This is a genomic window from Pseudomonas karstica, from assembly GCF_009707515.1.
In the GTDB taxonomy this organism is placed as follows: domain Bacteria; phylum Pseudomonadota; class Gammaproteobacteria; order Pseudomonadales; family Pseudomonadaceae; genus Aquipseudomonas; species Aquipseudomonas karstica.
In genome coordinates this window covers 45883-66621 of the sequence record NZ_WLYI01000004.1, presented here as the reverse complement: position 1 = coordinate 66621, position 20739 = coordinate 45883, and the positions used below count along the sequence as shown (strand labels likewise).

Below are 20739 nucleotides of genomic sequence, written 5' to 3'. Positions count from 1 at the left end.
GCAGCAGGATCACTCGCCGATGGCAGCCTTGTAACCGGCAGCGTCCAGCAGTTTTTCCAGCTCAGCCGGGTTGCTTGGCTTGAGCTTGAAGATCCAGGCGCCGTAAGGGTCGGAGTTCAACAGCTCTGGCTCACCGCTCAAGGCTTCGTTCACCGCGATCACTTCGCCAGCAATGGGCGAGTAGATATCCGAAGCGGCCTTCACCGATTCAACCACGCCGGCCTGCTGAGTCGCCTCAAACACGTTGCCGACTTCGGTCAACTCAACGAACACCACATCCCCCAATGCTTCCTGGGCATGGTCCGAGATCCCGACGGTCACGGTGCCATCGGCTTCCAAACGGGCCCATTCGTGACTTTCGGCAAAACGCAGGTCGGCAGGGATATTGCTCATAGTCTGTGTCCTCAAGAAGAAATGTCAGCGGCCATTGGCCCGCCGGAAAAGATTAGATCAAGGTTTTGCCATGGCGCACGAAGGTCGGCTTGACCACTCGAACCGGGTACCACTTGCCGCGGATTTCCACTTCGGCCCGATCGGCAGTCGCCGTCGGTACACGCGCCAGGGCAATGGATTTGCTCAGCGTGGGAGAGAAACTACCACTGGTGATCTCTCCTTCGCCAACATTGGCGATACGAACCACCTGGTGAGCACGTAAAACCCCGCGCTCTTCCAGCACCAGCCCCACCAACTTGAGCTTCACCCCCGCCGCCCGCTCCGCTTCCAGGGCGGCGCGGCCGATGAAGTCGCGGCTGGCAGGTTCCCAGGCGATGCTCCAGGCCATATTGGCCGCCAACGGCGACACGGCCAGGTGAATATCCTGGCCATAGAGGTTCATGCCAGCCTCCAGCCTCAGGGTGTCGCGCGCGCCAAGGCCAATGGGCGAGATGCCAGCGCCAACCAAATCGTTGAAGAACGCCGGGGCTTGATCTGCGGGCAAGACAATTTCCAGGCCGTCCTCGCCGGTGTAGCCGGTGCGGGCAATGAACCAATCGCCGTCGGCCTGGCCTTCAAAGGGCTTGAGCTGATGAATCAAGGTGGCGCGGGATTGGGTCACCAGTTCGGCGATCTTTTGCCGGGCATGAGGGCCCTGAATAGCGAGCATGGCCAATTCGGACCGCTCGTGGAGCTGCACCTGATAGTTGCCGAGTTGAGCCTGCATCCATGCCATGTCCTGGTCGCGGGTGGCGGCATTGACCACCAACCGATAACCGCTTTCAGTGCGATAGACAATCATGTCGTCCACCACGCAGCCCTGCTCGTTGAGCATGGCGCTGTACAACGCTCGGCCGCAGCCGTGCAGACGGTCAACATCATTGGCCAGCAAATGCTGGAGCCATTCCTTGGCCTGGGGGCCTGTGACATCGATCACGGTCATATGAGATACATCGAACACACCGCAGTCACGTCGCACCTGATGGTGCTCTTCAACCTGCGAGCCGTAGTGCAGAGGCATATCCCAACCGCCAAAATCGACCATTTTCGCGCCGAGGGCGAGATGCAGGTCATACAGAGGCGTACGCTGTCCCATGGGTTTCTCCTTCCGGGCGTGGCGAAGATGCGGACGGTTGCCGTTCGGGATACACACCTTGAAATACAAGGCCTGCAGCCACGTTCAGCCACCGATCTGAAAGATGGACCGCACCGAATGCCGCGCATTGTAGCCGCAAGCCGTAGGACTGACACCTAACCGATGCGTTGAGCCGAACGTCGGATCAGTCCGACGACGGGCAACAGCCCCACCAACACCAGCGTCAGCGCCGGCAACGAGGCCCGCGCCCACTCCCCTTCACTGGTCATTTCAAAAATCCGTACTGCCAGCGTATCCCAGCCAAACGGGCGCATCAGCAGGGTGGCAGGCATTTCCTTGAGCACATCGACAAATACCAGCAGCGCCGCGCTCAAGGTCCCGGGCAGTAACAGCGGCAGATACACTTTGAAAAACAGTCGTGGACCGCTCACCCCCAGACTGCGGGCCGCTTCCGGCAAAGAGGGCCGGATTCGCGCGAGGCTATTCTCCAAAGGGCCGTAGGCTACCGCCATGAATCGCACCAAATACGCCAATAACAGTGCCCAGAGACTGCCCAGCAACAGCGGCTTGCCGGCCCCACCCAACCATCCCGACAGCGGGATCACCAATTCACGATCCAAGTAGCTGAACGCCAGCATGATCGACACGGCCAGCACCGATCCCGGCAAGGCGTAGCCCAGGTTGGCCAGGCTGATCCCGGAGCGAATGGCCCGGGTGGGCGCCAGGCGGTGGGCGAACGCCAGCACCAGCGCCACACTGACGGTGATCAGGGCGGCCATGCCTCCCAGGTAGAGGGTATGGACGATCAGGCCGGCGTAGCGCTCGTCCAGGTCGAACCGGCCGCGCTGCCAGAACCAGGCCACCAGTTGCAGTATCGGAATCACGAAGGCACAGGCAAAGACCAAGCCACACCAGCCACTGGCCGCTGCCGCCTTGAAACCATGCAGGTGGTACAACGCCTTGCCGCGAGGCCGCTCATTACTGGGCCGGCTGGCGCCTCGGGCGCGACGCTCGCCATACAGCACCAGCATCACCACCAACAGCAATAGGCTCGCCAGTTGCGCTGCGCTGGAAAGGCTGAAAAAGCCGTACCAGGTCTTGTAGATGGCGGTAGTGAACGTGTCGAAATTGAAGACCGAGACTGCGCCGAAGTCCGCCAGGGTCTCCATCAGTGCCAACGCGACGCCAGCGCCGATGGCGGGGCGCGCCATGGGCAAGGCCACGCGCCAGAAGGCCTGCCATGGCGATTGCCCCAACACTCGCGCCGCTTCCATCAAGCCTTTTCCCTGAGCCAGAAACGCCGTACGCGCCAACAAGTAGACGTAGGGGTAGAACACCAGCACCAAAACGATGATCACGCCGCTGGTAGACCGCACACGAGGCAGGCGCAAGCCCGTACCGAACCATTCGCGCATCAGGGTTTGCACCGGCCCGGAGAAGTCCAGCAGACCGACAAAGACAAACGCCAGGACATAAGCAGGAATGGCAAACGGCAACATCAGCGCCCAGTCCAACCAACGCCGACCGGGGAATTCGCAAAGACTGGTCAGCCAGGCCAGGCTGACGCCCAGTAATGTGACACCCACGCCGACGCCCAGCACCAGGGTCAGGGTGTTGCCCAGCAGGCGTGGCATCTGGGTGTCCCACAGGTGGGACCAGATCTGTTGGTCAATGGTCTGCCAGGACAGCAACAGAACGCTCAGCGGCAGCAGCACCAGGGCGGCGACGGTGAAGACCGGCAGGTACCAGCGGCGTTGGGCGGGGTGGGCCAAGAAACAACTCTCTCTAAAAATGATTGTGCCCACGCTCTGCGTGGGCACACGACCTGTGACGTTCTGCGCCACGCTTCACAGCGCGACGCAGAACGTTGAGGGCGGCATTCCCACGCAGGGCGCGGGAACGATCAACCCCATAGACACGGGGCGCAGTATAACGGGTGACTTAGTTCCAGCCAGCCCGATCCATCAGGCGAATGGCTTCAGCCTGACGTTTGCCGGCCACTTCGACCGGCAGGGTGTCGGCCACGAATTTGCCCCACCCCTTCACTTCTTCTGAAGGTTCTACCGCCGGGTTGGCTGGAAACTCCTGGTTCACGTCAGCAAAGATCTTCTGCGCCTCAGGCGTGGTCATCCACTCAACCAGGGCCTTCGCCGCTTCCGGGTGCGGTGCGTACTTGGTCAGGCCGATGCCTGACAGGTTGACGTGAACCCCACGGTCGCCCTGGTTCGGCCAGAACAGTTTGACTGCCAGGTCCGGCTTCTGCTTGTGCAAGCGACCGTAGTAGTACGTATTGACGATACCGACATCACACTGCCCGGCGTTGATGGCTTCCAACACGGAGACGTCATCGGAGAACACGTCGGTGGACAGATTGTTGACCCAACCCTTGACGATTTCTTCGGTTTTGTCCGCACCGTGGGTTTCGATCAAGGTCGCGGTCAACGACTGGTTGTAGACCTTCTTGGCTGTACGCAGGCACAAACGGCCTTCCCATTGCTTGTCAGCCAGGGCTTCATAGGTGGTCAGGTCGCCTGGCTTCACCCGGTCAGTGGAATAAGCGATGGTCCGCGCCCGCAGGCTAAGGCCGGTCCAGGCGTGGGCCGATGAGCGGTATTGCAGGGGAATGTTGGCGTCGATCACCTTGGAGGTGAATGGCTGCAGGATGCCCATTTGCTCGGCCTGCCAGAGGTTACCGGCGTCGACAGTCAGTAGCAGGTCGGCGGTGGCGTTTTCACCTTCGGCCTTGATCCGCTGCATCAGCGGCGCTTCCTTGTCGGTGATGAACTTGACTTGCACACCGGTCTTTTTGGTGTAGGCGTCGAATACGGGCTTGATCAGTTCGTCGATGCGCGAGGAGTAGACCACAACTTCATCGGCCGCCTGTACGGTGGTGGTGCCGATAAGGGTGAGTGCCAGAGCACTCAGGAGGCGCTTGGGTACCAACATGGGTGCGGTCTCTCGTAGCGAAATGAGCGCAAATGATAAGGACTCACATTTACCTTCTCAACCGAACACTCAGCGCAGGCGTTACGAGATGTTGCACCAGCGACTCAAGCCTTGGCCAGTGCCGGTAAATCCCCGGTCAACCCCAACGCTTGGCGTACAAACAGTGCCTTCGCCTCGGGCATTTGATCCACCACCTTCAACCCGGTATTGCGCAACCAACGCAACGGCAGTTGGTCGGCCTGAAATAACCGCTCAAACCCTTCCATCGCAGCCATCAGCGCCAGGTTGTGCGGCATGCGCCGACGCTCGTAGCGACTGAGCACCTTCACATCCGCCAGCCGCTCGCCCCGCTCGGACGCTTGCAACAGCACCTCGGCCAGCACCGCGGCATCGAGGAAGCCCAGGTTCACGCCCTGCCCCGCCAGCGGATGGATCACGTGGGCGGCATCGCCGATCAATGCCAGCCCTTCGGCCACATAACGTTTGGCGTGGCGCTGACGCAAGGGCACGCACAACCGTGGGTCGGCGCTCAAGACGGTACCCAGGCGGCCTTCAAAGGCGCGCTCCAGCTCACGACAGAAGCTTTCATCATCCAGCGCCATCAAGCGTTCAGACTCGCCGGGGGTGGTCGACCAGACGATGGAACACCAGTCTTCCTGCCCATCCCGCGAAAGCGGTAGAAATGCCAATGGACCATGATCGGTAAAACGCTGCCAGGCGGTCTTCTGATGCGGCTGGCTACTGCGCACGCTTGTGACGATGGCGTTATGCAGGTAATCCCACTCGCGGGTCGCTATGCCGGTCAGGCGACGCACCGCCGAGTTGGCACCGTCAGCCGCGATCACTAAAGGTGCGCGCAAGGTGCGGCCGTCGGCCAGGGTCAGCAGCCAGTCATCGCCGGAGCGGCGCATCTGCTCCAGGCGCGCATTGGCCAACAGGCCCAAGTCGCAGCCATGCAGGCGATCGAGCAAGGCGTCCTGAACCACACGATTTTCAACAATATGCCCCAACGCCTCGGCATGCACGCTGGCCGCCGAAAAGTGGATATGTCCAGTGCCACTGCCATCCCACACCTGCATTTCGCCATAGAGACTGGCGCGACGACCGAGGATGCCGTCCCACACACCCAGGCGCTCGAGAATACGCTGGCTGGCAGCCGACAAGGCGCTCACTCGCGGTTCGAACGGTGCATCACCGTCGAACGGCTTGACGCTCAACGGGCTGCCGTCGAGCAGCAGCACTTGCAGGCCGCTGCCTTGCAACGCCAGCGCCAGGGCACTTCCGACCATTCCGGCCCCGACAATCAGCAGATCTGCGCGCATGTCCATGCTTTAAGCCTTGTCTCGCGTGCGGCGTACGCCACAGGTAAAGGAATAAGTAAATCTTGAGGGCTGTTCAAACATCCGGGCGCGTGCCCAGGCCCATGGCTTGACGAGCGAACCAGCGCTTGGCCGGCGGGAGCAGATCCAGGCCCAGCAATCCCATATTACGGCCCATGGCCACCAGTGGCTGAGCGCTGCCAAACAGCCGCGTGACCTGATCGGAGAAGCCCACGGTCAGCTTCTGATCCAAACGCTGGCGCTCACGATAGGCCTGCAAGGTCGCCAGGTCTCCCGGCACCGCCGGCCCGGCCAATAGAGTCTCGGCCAGGGCATAGGCATCCCGCAGGGACAGGTTGAAACCCTGCCCGGCAATCGGGTGCAGGCTATGCGCCGCGTTACCCAGCACCACTAGATGTGAGCGCACCTGCTCCTCGGCTTCCACCAGGGTCAACGGGTACAAGTGACGGGCACCGACCTGCTTCAGGGTACCCAGGCGATAGCCGAATACGCCCTGCAATTCGTCGAGGAAACTGCGCTCATCCAGGCTGGCCAGGCGTTGGGCATCCATCCCGACACGAGTCCAGACCAACGCACAGCGGTTATCCGGTAGTGGTAACAAGGCCATCGGACCTTCATCGGTGAAGCGCTCGAAGGCCTCGCCGTTATGAGATTCGCTCGGGGTGATGTTGGCAATCAACGCGCTCTGGTTATAGGGCCGCTTTTTGACACCGATGCCCAATTGCTCCCGCAGACCGGAGCGGCCCCCATCGGCCAATACCGCAAGGTCGCATTCCAAAACGGTTTCGTCATTGAGGCCCAGGCGATAGCCGTCTACCAGAGGCTCCATGCGCGTGACTTCGGCCGGGCAGCGCCAACTGACCACGTCCTTGTCCAGGCCTTGCCACAGGCATTGGCCAAGCCAGGCGTTTTCCACCACATAGCCAAGCGCGGGAACACCCTCCTCCATGGCCGACAGCCGGGCAGTGGAAAAGCGTCCACGGTCCGACACGTGAATCTGCTTGATCGGCTCCGCGCGGCGGGAGATGTCCTGCCACACGCCCAAGCGCTGGTAGATCTGCCGGGCGCCGAATGATAATGCCGAGGAACGGGCGTCATAGCTCGGCTGGTAGCTGTCGCCGGGGGCAAAAGGCTCGATCAGCACGATCTTCCAGCCGCGAGCCTTAGCCCCGGCCTGCAACGCCAACGCCAGGCTGGCGCCTACCAGGCCGCCACCGATAATCGCCAGATTGACCCGGCTCATCGTGAGCCCGCCATCAGGGCTTCGATCTCGGCGACGGACTTGGGCACTCCACCGGTGAGCATTTCACAGCCTTGCTTGGTCACTACCACGTCGTCCTCGATGCGTACGCCAATGCCACGCCATTTCTTCGCCACGCTCTGGTTGTCCGGGGAAATGTAGATGCCGGGCTCCACGGTCAAGGCCATGCCGACTTCCAAAACCCGCCATTCACCGCCCACCTTGTACTCGCCCACATCATGCACATCCATTCCTAGCCAATGGCCGGCACGGTGCATGTAGAACGTCTTGTAGGCTTCACTGGTAATCAACTCGCCCACATCGCCCTTCAGCAACCCCAGCTTCACCAACCCGGCGGTGATGACTTGCACTGTCGCCTCATGGGCCTGATTCCAGTGTTTGTTCGGCGCAATCTGGGCAAAAGCCGCTTCCTGCGACGCCAATACCACTTCGTAGATGGCCTTCTGTTCTGCGGAAAACTTACCGTTGACCGGCCAGGTACGGGTGATATCGCTGGCGTAGCAGTCGATCTCGCAGCCGGCATCGATCAGCACCAGGTCGCCATCCTTGAGCACCGCGTCATTCTGCTGGTAATGCAGGATGCAACTGTTGCGCCCCGAAGCGACGATCGAACCATAGGCCGGCATCTTCGCCCCACCCTTGCGAAACTCATAATCGAGCTCCGCTTCCAGACTGAACTCATGCAAACCGGCGCGACTTGCCTGCATGGCTCGCACATGAGCCGCGCAAGAAATCCGTGCGGCTTCGCGCATCACCTTCACTTCTGCCGCCGACTTATACAGGCGCATGTCATGAAGCAGGTGATCCAGGGCAACAAATTCGTTCGGTGGCTGGGCGCCCAGATGGGCCTTGGAGCGGATCACGTTGATCCATTCCATCAGGTGCCGGTCGAATTCGGCATTGCTGCCCATGGCCGAATACACCCGGTCGCGACCTTCTATCAGGCCAGGAAGGATGTCGTCGATATCGGTGATGGGAAAGGCATCGTCGGCGCCAAAACTACGAATCGCGCCTTCGGTGCCGGCCCGCAGGCCGTCCCACAATTCGCGCTCGGCATTGCGTTCGCGGCAGAACAGCACGTATTCGCCATGCTGGCGACCGGGCATCAGCACGATCACTGCTTCGGGTTCGGGGAAACCGCTCAGGTACTGGAAATCGCTGTCCTGGCGGTAGACGTGCTCAACGTCGCGGTTGCGAATCGCAACTGCAGCAGCCGGCAGGATGGCGATGCTGTTGGGTTCCATCTGCGCCATGAGCGCCTTGCGGCGACGGGTGTATTCCGCTTTCGGGATATGGATCATGGGCAGATGGGCATCCTTTCTCAGTGCAGCGACGGCTTGGGTGCTACTGGCTCAACCGATTTACGGGTCTCGGTGAACAGCAGCAGCGGCGCGACGCGCAGGTATTCCATGACTTCCATGTAGTCGCTTTCGCCGTCTTCGGACTCTTCAAGGGCGTCTTGCACCTGAGAGATGGCGGCGAGGTCTTGCAGCACTTCCTTGGCGTCAGTGCTCAATTCCAGGCCGGCGGAGTTCACGCCAAAACCGTGGAGGAAACCCTGGCACCACTGGCCCAGTGCAGCGGCGCGCTCGGTGAGCGGCGCGTCATCGGTAGGCAGTAGCAGGACAACGGTCACATCGTCGCCAGTCAGTTCGCCTTTGACCATCTCCTGCAAACCGATAAGAGCGTTGCGAACGTTATCTAGTGGCTCGGTTTCCAGCAGCTCAGCCACATCGGCCAACCAGTTATCGGCATCAAACCCGACACCGGTACAACTGCGGCCCAGCAACACACCGTGAAGCTCGGCGGGCGAGCAAGGATGACCGCTGGAACTCAGCAGTTTGGAAAAAGCGTCGTACGGGGAATTCTGAATAGGCATGGTGAGCTAGGCGCCAGGCGGCGCAATGTCTAGAATGAAGCGCTGTATCCTAGCATCGGCAGACGTACCAAGACTATCGAGGGCGTCAGATCGTTTATCCAGCAGTTGCCATTCATCAGACAAAACCAGTGGAACCCAATGGAAGACACCGACCTGCAAGCGCTGATGGCCAGACTCGAATTGCTAATTAACCGGGTCGAGCAACTAAAGAGTCAAAATGGACTCCTATTAGCTCAGGAAAAGACCTGGCGCGAGGAACGCGCGCACCTCATTGAAAAAAACGAAATCGCCCGGCGTAAGGTCGAATCGATGATTTCGCGCCTGAAGGCCCTGGAGCAAGACTCATGAGTTCAAGCAATAGCGTCACCGTGCAGATTCTCGACAAAGAATATTCGATCATCTGCCCACAGGAAGAACGCAGTAACCTGGTGAGCGCCGCGCGCTACCTGGATGGCAAGATGCGCGAAATCCGCAGCAGCGGCAAAGTGATCGGTGCTGATCGGATTGCCGTGATGGCCGCCCTGAATATCACCCACGATTTACTGCATAAGCAGGAACTCCCGGACGTGCAGGCCAGCGGGTCGACCCGTGAGCAAGTGCGTGACCTGCTGGAACGCGTTGACCTGGTGCTTTCCAGCGACACAGAGCAACCCAAGGGCTGATTGCCGCGCCTGTTTGGGGTATACTCGCCCCACTCCCTGGCGTGCTTGCCAGTCGGCGATGTCCCTGAGCCGATTCGCACTACCCTGGAAGTTGCACGTTGGGCTGGTGTGCATGTCCGCTAGACGGAAAGCCTTAAAGCCTACTGCTTCTTCCACCTTGAACTTTCGGGTTCAAGGGCTAAGTCGACAGCGGTTCTGTCGGGGAGCCTGATTCCCTATCCAATGCCAGTCTCTTGACTGGCATTGTTTTATCACTTGCAAAAAGCCGACACCCATGACCGAGCCTGCGCCGCTTTCCCGCCCGCAACTTCGACGCATGTTGCGCAAAGCCCGCCGAGCCCTCACGCCCAGCGAGCAGCGCCGGGCCGCCCATGGCCTGTATCGGCAACTGGCACAGCACCCGCTGTTTCGCCGGGCCAACCATATCGCTCTATATCTACCGACGGACGGTGAAATCGATCCGCGCCTGCTGCTGCGAGCCGCCCAGCGTCGGGGCAAGGCCACTTACCTGCCGGTACTCAGCGCGTGGCCACGGACCAAGATGGTGTTCCAGCGGGTGCGCCCAGGGGAAAAGCTGACCCCCAATCGTTTTCGCATTCTTGAACCACGGATCAATGTCACACGGCAACGCAAGCTGTGGGCATTGGACCTGGTGCTGTTACCGCTGGTGGGGTTCGATGACACGGGTGGACGACTAGGGATGGGTGGCGGCTTCTATGACCGCAGCCTGGCGTACCTGGCGCGCAGAAAAACCTGGCGCAAGCCGAGGCTGTTGGGCCTGGCCCATGAATGTCAAAAAGTCGAACGCCTGGCGCAGGCAAGCTGGGATGTACCACTTGAAGGTACGGTCACCGATAGGCATTGGTATATTGCAGAGGGGGCGCCGTCAGAATAGACGGCACCAAAGTAGCTTCAACGCTTGAAGAGTTGTGGCGGCTGCTGTGCAAGTTCAACGGGGGCATCCGTCTTGTTTGTCCACAAGCTCTGCGCATAGCCGGTGGTCACGACACCCAGACCAAACAAAATAACCAAAATCCATAGTAAATCCGGTTTGCGTTGCATCGATTGCCCCCCTTCAGGCATCTCGTACACGATGACAGCAACGTTCCTAAGTAGTCCGTTGTAGCTGCGTCAAGCTTAAAATCCCGGCATTCTGCGTTAACGTGAACCAACACGCAAACCTTGACGTCAACCGACTGTCGGTTTGTCGTGTAATTGTCAGGCAACTTGCCCAACCCCCTTTTTGAGGAGCCAAAACATGGCCTATTGGCTGATGAAATCCGAGCCCGATGAACTGTCCATCATGGGTCTGGAAAAGCTCGGCGAAGCACGTTGGGATGGGGTGCGTAATTATCAGGCACGCAACTTCCTGAGGGCGATGGCGGTGGGCGACGAATTCTTCTTCTACCACTCCAGTTGCCCGGAGCCTGGGGTTGCCGGGATCGGAAAAATCGTCGAGGCAGCCTATCCGGATCCGACGGCGCTGGAGCCTGACAGCCATTACTTCGACGCCAAGGCCAGCCCCGAGAAAAACCCATGGAGCGCAATCAATGTTGCCCACGTCGAGACATTTCCCAAGGTGCTGGGATTGGGTTATCTGAAACAACAGACCGCACTCGCCGAATGGCCCCTGGTACAAAAAGGTAGCCGCCTCTCGGTGATGCCAGTCACCGCTGAACAGTGGGGCGCCATACTCGAGCTGCGTTAATGGGCAAGCTTGTTCGCGAAGAGGTTTCGGTTCGCCTGTCCGCCGCGAGGCTTGCGCCTGGAAGCCGTTTTTCCGGTACTGCTGGCCCGTCCCAGGAAAAGCCTGGCCTCAGGATTGGGTAATACCCTCACACACACACCTGGCCGAACGGCCAGTCGTGCTTGGTTGCCGATCTTGGCAGAATGATTTTTTCGAGCACACCGCCTCGACCTCTGCGGCCAACACCCCCAAAAAGGACAGGCCCCCGTGCCTCAGCCAACCTCTGCCTACGTTCCTGCAATTGATGGCTTACGTGCCATCGCCGTTCTCAGCGTGCTCGTCTTTCATCTCGACTTTCTGGACCTGCTGCCTGGGGGCTTCACCGGCGTAGACATGTTTTTCGTGATATCCGGCTATGTGATCAGCCAATCCCTCAGCGCACGGAGCAAGCTGGGATTTGGCGCTTACCTGATGGACTTTTATCGCCGCCGCCTGCTGCGTATCCTGCCCGCGCTACTGACGGTCCTGTGTGTCAGCTTTGTTGTCTCGGCGATGTTCATGCCGCAATTCTGGCTCAGCGAGTTGATCAATCGCACTGGGCTGGCAGCGTTCTTTGGCCTGAGTAATTTCGTACTGGCCTGGAACAACGACACTTATTTTTCTCCGAGCGCAGAACTCAACCCTTACCTGCATACGTGGTCGCTGGGCGTCGAAGAGCAGTTCTACATCATCTTTCCAGCGCTTTACTTTCTCTGGCTTCGTTACCGGCAACATAGTTTTTTGGTCCGGGCCGCACTCCCGGTCATGGCATTGGCCTCCCTGACCATCAGCGCATGGCTGACACGCACTGAACCGCTCTCTGCGTTCTACCTGCTCCCCGGCCGATTCTGGGAGTTGGCAGCCGGCGCCTTGCTCTTCCAGGCCATTGGTAACCGACGCTTTTCACCTGCCTGGGCATGCCTTGGGCCCTTCATGCTGGCGATCGGCTTTACGTTGGTACTGGCCGGCTTCCTGTTCGCCGAACGCAATCAGTTCCCTTTCCCCTGGGCGCTGGCAACAGTTCTCGGAACCTTACTGCTGATTGCGACGGTGGTATTGCAAACCCCAGGCTCACCCTCCCTGGCGCAACGCCTGCTCCAATCTCGCCTGGTGACCTACCTGGGACGGCTGTCCTATTCGCTCTACCTCTGGCATTGGCCTGTAGCCGTGCTCTTGCGCTGGACAACAGGGCTGGAGCTGCTCGTCGTACAACTGGCCTATCCTCTCCTGGTTGTTGCCCTCGCGGCAGCCTCCTACCATTGGATTGAAACACCTGTCCGTACTGGCAGGTCAGCCTTGCAACGCCGTGCCTGGGTCACTTGCGCATCCAGTTTCGCGGCAGTCGGCCTGCTCTGGTGGGGAGCGCTGTGGGTCGCGAACAACCCCGACCAACTTTCACTCAGCCAGACGCGCGACACCTATACCTGGTATGCCTACAAGCATTATCCGAGAGAGGACATCAACCCAATTGAGGACCCACGGCTGAAAGGGCGACAGCTCTTTGTTATCGGCGACTCCCATACCGCTGCATACCGTACCCTTTTGAAAATCGTATCGATGAAACTGGGCATCACGGTGGTGGAATACGAACGAGGTGGCTGTGGGGTTGTCAGTCTCATTGCCGCAGACCCCGCCCAGTGTGCCGAGGCGAGGGAAGTCGACTTGCTGGATATCGAAGCCCGGGCCAAACCTGGGGATATCGTCTTTCTCGCCTCTCTACGGATGCCAGAACTTGCCAGCCGAGACTGGAAGCGCGACGAGGAATTGGTGCTCAATGAGGCGCTGGCCGAGTTAAGTACCGAGCACATTCAGGCCGCCCGAACCTCCGCCAATGCCATCCTGACGCGACTGGAAGCAACCGGGGTCTATCTTCTGATTGATGCGCCTAAACCCTTGTTCAAGGCAGCGCCCAATCGCTGTTCAGACTGGTTCAACCGGATGAATCCCGTTTGTGCGCCTGGCCTGACTATGGAGCGCACGCAGCTTGAACGCCTGCGCGCGCCACAAATGAGTCTCCTGGACCTATTAAAACGTAAGCATCCCGCTCTTACGGTGTGGGACCCGTTACCTCTACTTTGCCCCGGCCAAACCTGCTCGGCCTACGACGATAGCGGCGCCCCCTTGTATTTCGACTCCAACCACCTCAGCGGTCATGGCAACCGCATTCTGGAACCTTCGTTGACGCAAGCCCTGCTGGCGATCTGGCGCAACACCCCTGTGCGGCGCCAGGCCCCTACTGAATGATCAGGTTGTTGAACAGCAAGTCATCAACGATCGGCTTGCCGGTCTCATCGCTCATCACTTGCTGGGTCTGTTTCAGGGCTTCCTGGCGCAGTTTTTCCTTGGCGTCGACATTGTTCATGGTCTCGGTGGTCTGTTGGGCAAACAACGCCACCAGTTGATTACGAATCAACGGCTCGTTGTCCTTGACCGCCTTGGCTGCTTGCGGACCAGCCACTCGCAAGGCGATATCAGCCTTATACACCCTGAGTTTCGGGCTGCCATCCAGGCCGTAGTTACCGACGAGCGGCGGGGTCAAGCTGATATAGCTGACCTTCGGCACGTCACCTTCCTTGGCCTCTTCGGCCTGGACAGCCATCGGCAGGGCCAGGGCCAGCATCAACACGATCCACGCTTTCACAGTTCATTCCTCGATTCAATTGCCCGGTAGCATAACGTCGACAAGCCTGGGCACAGGCTTATGGCGACTCATCAGGACGGGCCATGCTCGTTGACCCGTCGGCACACACACCTACACTTATCGGCCACTACGCCAAAAGGAATAGCCCGATGAAAGCTGTGCTGTGCAAAGCCTTCGGCCCCGCCGAAACCCTGGTACTGGAAGACGTCGAGAGCCCAGCGATCAAGAAGAACGAGATCCTGCTGAACGTACATGCCGCCGGAGTCAACTTTCCGGACACCCTGATCATCGAAGGCAAATACCAGTTCAAGCCGCCCTTTCCGTTCTCGCCGGGCGGTGAAGCGGCAGGCGTAATCAGCGAAATCGGAGAAAAAATCAGTCATCTGAACGTCGGTGATCGGGTCATGGCCCTGACGGGCTGGGGCAGCTTTGCCGAGCAGGTCGCAGTGCCGGGCTATAACGTACTGCCGATCCCGCCAAGTATGGACTTCAACACTGCCGCAGCCTTCAGCATGACCTACGGCACTTCGATGCACGCCCTGAAACAGCGCGGCCACCTGCAAGCGGGTGAAACCCTGCTGGTACTGGGAGCGTCCGGTGGTGTCGGCCTGGCTGCCGTAGAAATTGGCAAGGCGATGGGGGCACGTGTCATTGCCGCCGCCAGCAGCGCCGAAAAGCTCGAGGTCGCCAAGGCCGCTGGCGCTGATGAGCTGATCAACTACAGCGACACCAGCCTCAAGGACGAAGTCAAGCGCCTGACCGATGGCAACGGCGCTGACGTTATCTACGACCCGGTAGGCGGTGACCTGTTTGACCAAGCCATCCGCGCTATCGCCTGGAACGGTCGGCTGCTGGTGGTAGGCTTTGCCAGCGGACGTATTGCGCAACTGCCGGTGAATCTGGCGCTGCTCAAGGGGGCTGCAGTGGTCGGGGTGTTCTGGGGTTCGTTCGCCCAGCGCCAACCTCAAGACAATGCCGCGAACTTCCAGCAACTGTTCAGTTGGTATGCCGAGGGCAAGTTGAAGCCCTTGGTGTCGCAACTGTACCCGCTCGATAAGGCCGCACAGGCAATCAATGACCTGGGCCAGCGCAAGGCGGTCGGCAAGGTGGTCGTCCAGGTCAGATAACTTGAAATGCGATCAGCGTGGGAGAGGTGCTCTTCAGCACCCATTGCGCCTCCAACTTACCTATTAGCGACATGTTCGCAAAAGAACATATAATTGCTCCAATTTCCTGTACTGCGGATAAGAGGCAGTGCTATTTTCGGTAACGAAACTGTAACATTCGTATCCGCAGTCAAAATAAGAAATTTGGAGCTCTTGAATGTTTGCTTTCTTCCGCCCAGCCGCACATCAGGCGCCCCTGCCTGAGGAAAAAATAGACAGTACCTATCGACGACTGCGCTGGCAGATCTTCGCGGGTATATTCTTCGGTTATGCTGGCTACTACCTGCTGCGCAAAAACTTCTCCCTGGCCATGCCGTACCTGATTGACGAGGGTTACACCCGCGGTCAGTTGGGCCTGGCGATGTCAGCGATTGCAATTGCCTACGGCTTGTCCAAGTTCCTCATGGGCCTGGTGTCCGACCGCTCCAACCCGCGCTACTTCCTGCCCTTCGGCCTGCTGGTGTCCGCCGGAGTGATGTTCATTTTCGGTTTCGCACCTTGGGCGACGTCCAGCGTGACCATGATGTTCATTTTGTTGTTCATTAACGGCTGGGCCCAGGGCATGGGCTGGCCGCCAAGTGGACGGACCATGGTGCATTGGTGGTCGCAGAAGGAACGCGGCGGCGTAGTGTCGGTGTGGAACGTGGCGCATAACGTCGGCGGCGGGCTGATCGGCCCGCTGTTCCTGCTGGGCATGGCCTTATTCAACGACTGGCACGCGGCATTCTACGTCCCGGCCACCGTGGCTCTGCTAGTGGCGGCCTTTGCCTTCATCACCATGCGCGATACCCCACAATCGGTAGGCCTGCCGCCAATCGAGCAGTACAAAAATGATTACCCGGAAGGCTACGACGCCAGCCACGAGGACGAATTCAGCGCCAAGGAAATCTTCGTCAAGTACGTGCTGCGCAACAAAATGCTCTGGTACATCGCCTTCGCCAACGTCTTTGTCTATCTGCTGCGCTATGGCGTGCTGGACTGGGCGCCGACTTATTTGAAAGAAGCCAAGCACTTCGACGTCGATAAAACGTCCTGGGCCTATTTCCTCTACGAGTGGGCGGGGATCCCGGGCACGCTGCTGTGCGGCTGGATGTCGGACAAGATCTTCCGTGGCAACCGTGGCCTGACCGGCATCGTATTTATGGCCCTGGTGACTGTTGCGACTCTGGTGTACTGGCTCAATCCGCCGGGCAACCCGATGGTCGACATGATCGCGCTGTTCTCAATTGGCTTCCTGATCTACGGCCCGGTGATGCTGATCGGCCTGCAGGCGCTGGAATTGGTACCGAAGAAAGCCGCGGGTACCGCCGCAGGCTTTACCGGCCTGTTCGGCTATCTGGGTGGTTCGGTAGCGGCCAGTGCAGCCATGGGCTACACGGTCGACCATTTCGGCTGGGATGGTGGTTTTGTCCTGCTGGTCGGTGCGTGTTTGCTGGCGATTGCCTTCTTGATTCCAACCTTGTGGCACACCAATAGCGTCAGCGCTGCGCGTTAATCGCAGGCGCCGTTTTTGAAACATCGCTTGAGCCGCGCCTCCAGATTTTTATCTGGCATGGCGTGGCTGCGCAGGGCGTTGATGGTCTGCTCGACATAATCGCGAGTGGTTCCATAACGCCCGCAAGCACTTTCAAATACCTGGTTCAGCACACTGTCGGGCAAATTGCCGGCGTAACTGGGCAGGTGCCGTTCCAATACAAATCCCAACGCCTGCACCTGACTGCCATCTTCAAGACGGCAACTGAGCCAGTGTGGTCGATAGGATGGATAAGGCATTTCGCGACGCCACAGGGCGTAAAGCGAGGCTTCCAATTGTTCTTCCGGCAAACGGTAGGCAAACCCGCTGCAAGAGCCACCACGATCCAGGCCAAACACCAGGCCCGGTAACTCCGGTGTGCCCCGGTGTTCGTGAGACCACAGGTACAAGCCGCGATGATAACCATGGACCCGCGCCCGCACCCGCTCTGCCGCCGAACACTCGGGGCGCCAGATCAGCGAACCATACGCAAACAGCCAGACCGGGCCACCCTTGTGCCGGCCCATTGCGGCCTGCATTGAGCTCATTAACTGTTCGTGAGTGAGTTGCGGCCCAAGGTCTAGCCGCGGAGGGTAAGCCAATTGCAAAAGATCGGATTCAATGGCGGTCATGACAAATCGCTTCGGTCTCCCGTCTGTTACCAGCTGTAAGCGACTTTACCGTAATAGAGCGCACCGCTGTAACCGTACAGCGAAAAAGAGTTATAGGCCAAGTTGCCACTAATGATAAAAATTAAATGCCCATAAAGGACCAGGAAACATAAGAACCAGCGACCCACTCATCAGGATTGAGCGGTTCAATTTCGGTACCTTCAGCGACCGTTCAGCCTTTGTGGCGGTTGATCCTTCAAAATAGACAGCAGTCACGACCTACTTAGCCGACAACCTACCGACTATCGAGGTCGCACCATGAAATATCGACTTTTAGGCCTGCTGCTTCTAGCGCAGGCCACCACCGCCCTGGCCGTCGAAGCACCCATTGCGGATGAAAAAGGCTTCTGGTATGCCCAGACCAGCGTCTATACCCGGCACTTCTCACAAGACTCGGATCACAACAACAACCAGAACCTGATTGGCCTGGAGCGCAATGAAGCTTCGGGACTGGTATATGGCGGGGCGACATTTCGCAACTCGTTCAGCCAGCGCTCGTACTATGCCTACGCCGGCAAACGTTATGACATGACTGACTATCCGGTGTACTTGAAGCTGACTGGTGGGGTGATCCAGGGCTATCGCGGCAAATACCGCGACAAGATCCCACTGAACCGCTTTGGCGTGGCACCGGTGATCATTCCTTCAGTGGGCGCCCACTATGGGCCCGTGAGCGCGGAGTTGGTACTGCTGGGATTCAATGCGGCGATGGTAACCACGGGCGTACGGTTCTGATACTCCAGAACCAGGCGCCCCCATCGCTCTTACTAGAGGGATGTCACGGTCTTGGGGCATAGGCAAACACATCGGCGCGCATCTGGTGCGCATCCATGCCGGCGGTGACCAGCGCATCCAGGGTGGCATAGATCATTGCCGGCGAACCACTGGCGTAGACGTGTACGGATTTGAGATCGCTGATGTCTTCGCACACCGCCTCATGCAACATCCCACAGCGCCCCTCCCAACCGCACAAATCGCTCACCACCTTGTGCAGGTACAGGTTAGGCAACTGCTTCCATTGCTCCCAATGCTCAAGCTGGTAGAAGTCCTCGGGACGACGTACGCCCCAATACAGATGCACCGGGTGTTTGAAGCCGCTCGCTCGACAGTGCTCGATCAGGCTGTGCATCTGTGCCATGCCGGTCCCGGCTGCGATCAACACCAGCGGTCTATCCGGCAATTGCGCCAGATGAGTATCGCCAAACGGCAGTTCGACACGGGCCATCTGGCTACGCTGCAAATATTCGATCAGACTCCGGGCGCTGTCTTCGCGCACCAGCACATGCAACTCCAGCTCACGCCCGCCGTGGGGCGCAGAGGCCAGGGAGAACGCCGATTTCTCACCGTTCTCCCGCTCGATCATCAGGTACTGGCCAGCGTGGTATCGCACGGCCTTACCGGCCGGCGCACGCAGGCGCACGCGCCACACATCACCACCGACTTCCACACACTCCGTCAGTTGGCAGGACAACTTGCGCACCGGCAACTCCCCCGGCGCCAGCACGCCGTCCCACAAGACAATGCAGTCCTCCAGCGGTTCGGCGATGCAGGTATAGAATTCGCCATGGTCACGCACCTCACCGGCCTGCTGTACCCGGCCTTCCACCAGCAACGCCGCACACACATGGCATACGCCGTTGCGGCAGGCCTGGGGGCATTCATAGCCCAGGCGCCGGGCTCCTTCGAGGATCCGCTCGCCGGGCACAAGCTCAAGCACCGCACCGGAGGGCTGCAGGGTTACACGCATCAATCTATTCCTAATTCATTCCAGAGCGCATCGATACGGGCGCTCACCGCCTCGTCCTTGACGATCACCCGACCCCACTCGCGGGTGGTTTCACCCGGCCATTTATGGGTGGCGTCCAGCCCCATCTTCGACCCCAGGCCTGATACCGGCGAGGCGAAGTCGAGGTAATCGATTGGCGTGTTGTCGATCATTACCGTATCGCGCTTGGGATCCATGCGCGTGGTGATGGCCCAGATCACGTCGTTCCAGTCCCGGGCGTTGATGTCATCGTCGGTGACGATAACGAACTTGGTGTACATGAACTGTCGCAAAAACGACCAGACACCCAGCATGACGCGCTTGGCATGGCCAGGATACGACTTCTTCATGGTCACAATGGCCATGCGGTACGAGCAGCCTTCGGGCGGCAGGTAGAAGTCGGTGATCTCCGGGAATTGTTTCTGCAGGATCGGCACGAACACTTCATTGAGCGCCACGCCGAGAATCGCCGGTTCATCCGGCGGACGGCCGGTGTAGGTACTGTGGTAGATCGGCTTGATCCGGTGGGTAATGCGCTCGACGGTGAACACCGGGAAGCTGTCGACTTCGTTGTAATAGCCGGTATGGTCGCCATAGGGCCCTTCATCGGCCATTTCACCCGGATGAATCACGCCTTCGAGGATGATTTCGGCGGTGGCTGGCACTTGCAGATCGTTGCCGCGGCATTTCACCAACTCAGTGCGGTTGCCACGCAACAGGCCGGCGAAGGCGTATTCGGAGAGGCTATCGGGCACCGGGGTAACGGCGCCGAGGATGGTCGCCGGGTCAGCCCCGAGGGCCACGGACACAGGGAACGGTTTGCCGGGGTGTTTTTCGCACCATTCGCGAAAGTCCAGGGCGCCGCCACGGTGGCTCAACCAGCGCATGATGACCTTGTTGCGACCAATCACTTGCTGGCGGTAGATGCCGAGGTTCTGGCGGTCCTTGTTCGGGCCCTTGGTGACAGTCAGGCCCCAAGTGATCAGCGGTCCGACATCGCCGGGCCAGCATGTCTGCACCGGCAACATGCCAAGGTCGACATCATCGCCTTCGATAACCACTTCCTGGCACACCGCGTCCTTGACCACCTTGGGGGCCATGGCAATGATCTTGCGGAAGATCGGCAGCTTCGACCAGGCGTCCTTCAGGCCTTTGGGCGGCTCGGGCTCCTTGAGGAAGGCCAGCAGCTTACCAATTTCCCGCAGTTCGCTGACCGCCTCCGCACCCATGCCAAAGGCCACGCGCTCGGGGGTTCCGAACAGGTTGCCAAGCACCGGGATATCAAAGCCCACCGGGTTCTCGAACAGCAGCGCCGGGCCTTTGTTACGCAAAGTGCGGTCGCAAATCTCAGTCATTTCCAGGACCGGGGAAATCGGCACCTGGATACGTTTCAACTCTCCGCGCTGCTCAAGTTGCTGCACGAAATCCCGAAGATCCTTGAATTTCATTAACCATGCCACCCGTAAAATAGGCGTACATCCTACCTGCTCTTACGGCTGCTGGCAGCTTATTGAGCACTGCGGCTGGCGACACAATGCTATTGCGCGCAGCCGTCAATGTCTCTTCGAGCAAGGGAGGTCATTAATCTTATGGTCTTAAGGTACGAATGGAGGCGAGCGCAGTCGCACTCATCTTTTTTGT

General features: G+C 59.3%; 21 protein-coding genes and 1 other RNA gene. 9 read left to right on the top strand and 13 right to left on the bottom strand.

What is annotated here, in order from left to right; genetic code table 11:
• Positions 1–9 precede the first annotated feature (9 nt).
• The 8 genes from gcvH to GIR22_RS04255 all read right to left on the bottom strand — a co-directional run bounded on the left by gcvH (position 10) and on the right by GIR22_RS04255 (position 8954).
• Positions 10–393 carry a glycine cleavage system protein GcvH gene (gcvH, locus tag GIR22_RS04290; protein WP_154742113.1) on the bottom strand — a complete coding sequence of 128 codons (384 nt, stop codon included), beginning with the start codon at positions 391–393 and terminating at the stop codon, positions 10–12.
• 52 nt (positions 394–445) lie between these two features.
• Positions 446–1528 (bottom strand): glycine cleavage system aminomethyltransferase GcvT, encoded by a 1083-nt coding sequence (gene gcvT, locus GIR22_RS04285; protein WP_154742112.1) that lies wholly within the window; start codon positions 1526–1528, stop codon positions 446–448.
• 155 nt (positions 1529–1683) lie between these two features.
• The gene (locus tag GIR22_RS04280; RefSeq protein ID WP_154742111.1) at positions 1684–3300 is read right to left on the bottom strand and encodes an ABC transporter permease; all 1617 of its coding nucleotides are present in this window, start codon (positions 3298–3300) and stop codon (positions 1684–1686) included.
• 169 nt (positions 3301–3469) lie between these two features.
• Positions 3470–4474 (bottom strand): extracellular solute-binding protein, encoded by a 1005-nt coding sequence (locus GIR22_RS04275; protein WP_154742110.1) that lies wholly within the window; start codon positions 4472–4474, stop codon positions 3470–3472.
• Between the two features lie 104 nt (positions 4475–4578).
• Positions 4579–5796: a 2-octaprenyl-3-methyl-6-methoxy-1,4-benzoquinol hydroxylase gene (locus GIR22_RS04270; protein WP_178122093.1), complete on the bottom strand. Its 1218-nt coding sequence runs from the start codon at positions 5794–5796 to the stop codon at positions 4579–4581.
• 73 nt (positions 5797–5869) lie between these two features.
• Positions 5870–7057: a 2-octaprenyl-6-methoxyphenyl hydroxylase gene (gene ubiH / locus GIR22_RS04265; RefSeq protein ID WP_154742108.1), complete on the bottom strand. Its 1188-nt coding sequence runs from the start codon at positions 7055–7057 to the stop codon at positions 5870–5872.
• Positions 7054–8376 carry a Xaa-Pro aminopeptidase gene (gene pepP / locus GIR22_RS04260; RefSeq protein ID WP_154742107.1) on the bottom strand — a complete coding sequence of 441 codons (1323 nt, stop codon included), beginning with the start codon at positions 8374–8376 and terminating at the stop codon, positions 7054–7056. The genes ubiH and pepP overlap by 4 nt, the downstream gene beginning before the upstream one ends.
• 20 nt (positions 8377–8396) lie before the next feature.
• The gene (locus GIR22_RS04255; protein ID WP_154742106.1) at positions 8397–8954 is read right to left on the bottom strand and encodes a YecA/YgfB family protein; all 558 of its coding nucleotides are present in this window, start codon (positions 8952–8954) and stop codon (positions 8397–8399) included.
• Between the two features lie 138 nt (positions 8955–9092).
• Between GIR22_RS04255 and GIR22_RS04250 the strand changes: the two genes are divergently transcribed.
• The 4 genes from GIR22_RS04250 (at position 9093) to GIR22_RS04235 (ending at position 10511) form a co-directional block, all read left to right on the top strand.
• Positions 9093–9302: a TIGR02449 family protein gene (locus GIR22_RS04250; protein ID WP_003213954.1), complete on the top strand. Its 210-nt coding sequence runs from the start codon at positions 9093–9095 to the stop codon at positions 9300–9302.
• Complete coding sequence (locus GIR22_RS04245; protein ID WP_154742105.1) at positions 9299–9616, top strand: cell division protein ZapA; 318 nt, start codon at positions 9299–9301, stop codon at positions 9614–9616. The genes GIR22_RS04250 and GIR22_RS04245 overlap by 4 nt, the downstream gene beginning before the upstream one ends.
• Before the next feature lie 30 nt (positions 9617–9646).
• A non-coding RNA gene (gene ssrS / locus GIR22_RS04240) (6S RNA) lies at positions 9647–9825 on the top strand.
• A 65-nt stretch (positions 9826–9890) separates the two neighbouring features.
• Entirely contained in the window at positions 9891–10511 is a 621-nt protein-coding gene (locus tag GIR22_RS04235) for a 5-formyltetrahydrofolate cyclo-ligase (RefSeq protein ID WP_154742104.1), read from the top strand.
• Positions 10512–10528: 17 nt separating this feature from the next.
• On the opposite strand, the gene GIR22_RS25925 is transcribed toward GIR22_RS04235, so the two are convergent.
• Complete coding sequence (locus tag GIR22_RS25925) at positions 10529–10678, bottom strand: hypothetical protein (RefSeq protein WP_178122083.1); 150 nt, start codon at positions 10676–10678, stop codon at positions 10529–10531.
• Positions 10679–10874: 196 nt separating this feature from the next.
• Between GIR22_RS25925 and GIR22_RS04230 the strand changes: the two genes are divergently transcribed.
• Both GIR22_RS04230 and GIR22_RS26650 read left to right on the top strand, forming a co-directional pair.
• A complete protein-coding gene (locus tag GIR22_RS04230; protein WP_154742103.1) occupies positions 10875–11324 on the top strand; it encodes an EVE domain-containing protein in 450 nt (149 codons plus the stop codon).
• 246 nt (positions 11325–11570) lie between these two features.
• The gene (locus tag GIR22_RS26650; protein ID WP_178122082.1) at positions 11571–13586 is read left to right on the top strand and encodes an SGNH hydrolase domain-containing protein; all 2016 of its coding nucleotides are present in this window, start codon (positions 11571–11573) and stop codon (positions 13584–13586) included.
• On the opposite strand, the gene GIR22_RS04220 is transcribed toward GIR22_RS26650, so the two are convergent.
• Positions 13576–13983: a flagellar basal body-associated FliL family protein gene (locus tag GIR22_RS04220; RefSeq protein ID WP_178122081.1), complete on the bottom strand. Its 408-nt coding sequence runs from the start codon at positions 13981–13983 to the stop codon at positions 13576–13578. The two genes, GIR22_RS26650 and GIR22_RS04220, sit on opposite strands and share 11 nt — an antisense overlap.
• A 149-nt stretch (positions 13984–14132) precedes the next feature.
• On the opposite strand from GIR22_RS04220, the gene GIR22_RS04215 reads away from it, so the two are divergent.
• Complete coding sequence (locus GIR22_RS04215; protein ID WP_154742102.1) at positions 14133–15110, top strand: NADPH:quinone oxidoreductase family protein; 978 nt, start codon at positions 14133–14135, stop codon at positions 15108–15110.
• A gap of 196 nt (positions 15111–15306) precedes the next feature.
• Positions 15307–16644 (top strand): glycerol-3-phosphate transporter, encoded by a 1338-nt coding sequence (gene glpT / locus GIR22_RS04210; RefSeq protein ID WP_154742101.1) that lies wholly within the window; start codon positions 15307–15309, stop codon positions 16642–16644.
• Here the strand turns inward: glpT and GIR22_RS04205 are convergent.
• Entirely contained in the window at positions 16641–17294 is a 654-nt protein-coding gene (locus GIR22_RS04205; RefSeq protein WP_154742100.1) for a gamma-glutamylcyclotransferase, read from the bottom strand. The genes glpT and GIR22_RS04205 overlap by 4 nt on opposite strands.
• Positions 17295–17591: 297 nt before the next feature.
• Between GIR22_RS04205 and GIR22_RS04200 the strand changes: the two genes are divergently transcribed.
• Positions 17592–18068 carry a sn-glycerol-3-phosphate transporter gene (locus GIR22_RS04200; RefSeq protein ID WP_154742099.1) on the top strand — a complete coding sequence of 159 codons (477 nt, stop codon included), beginning with the start codon at positions 17592–17594 and terminating at the stop codon, positions 18066–18068.
• Positions 18069–18111: 43 nt separating this feature from the next.
• Here GIR22_RS04200 and GIR22_RS04195 read toward each other — a convergent pair whose 3' ends face one another.
• Both GIR22_RS04195 and ubiD read right to left on the bottom strand, forming a co-directional pair.
• Positions 18112–19080: a CDP-6-deoxy-delta-3,4-glucoseen reductase gene (locus GIR22_RS04195; RefSeq protein WP_154742098.1), complete on the bottom strand. Its 969-nt coding sequence runs from the start codon at positions 19078–19080 to the stop codon at positions 18112–18114.
• A complete protein-coding gene (gene ubiD, locus GIR22_RS04190) occupies positions 19080–20546 on the bottom strand; it encodes a 4-hydroxy-3-polyprenylbenzoate decarboxylase (RefSeq protein ID WP_154742097.1) in 1467 nt (488 codons plus the stop codon). The genes GIR22_RS04195 and ubiD overlap by 1 nt, the downstream gene beginning before the upstream one ends.
• Between the last annotated feature and the right edge of the window lie 193 nt (positions 20547–20739).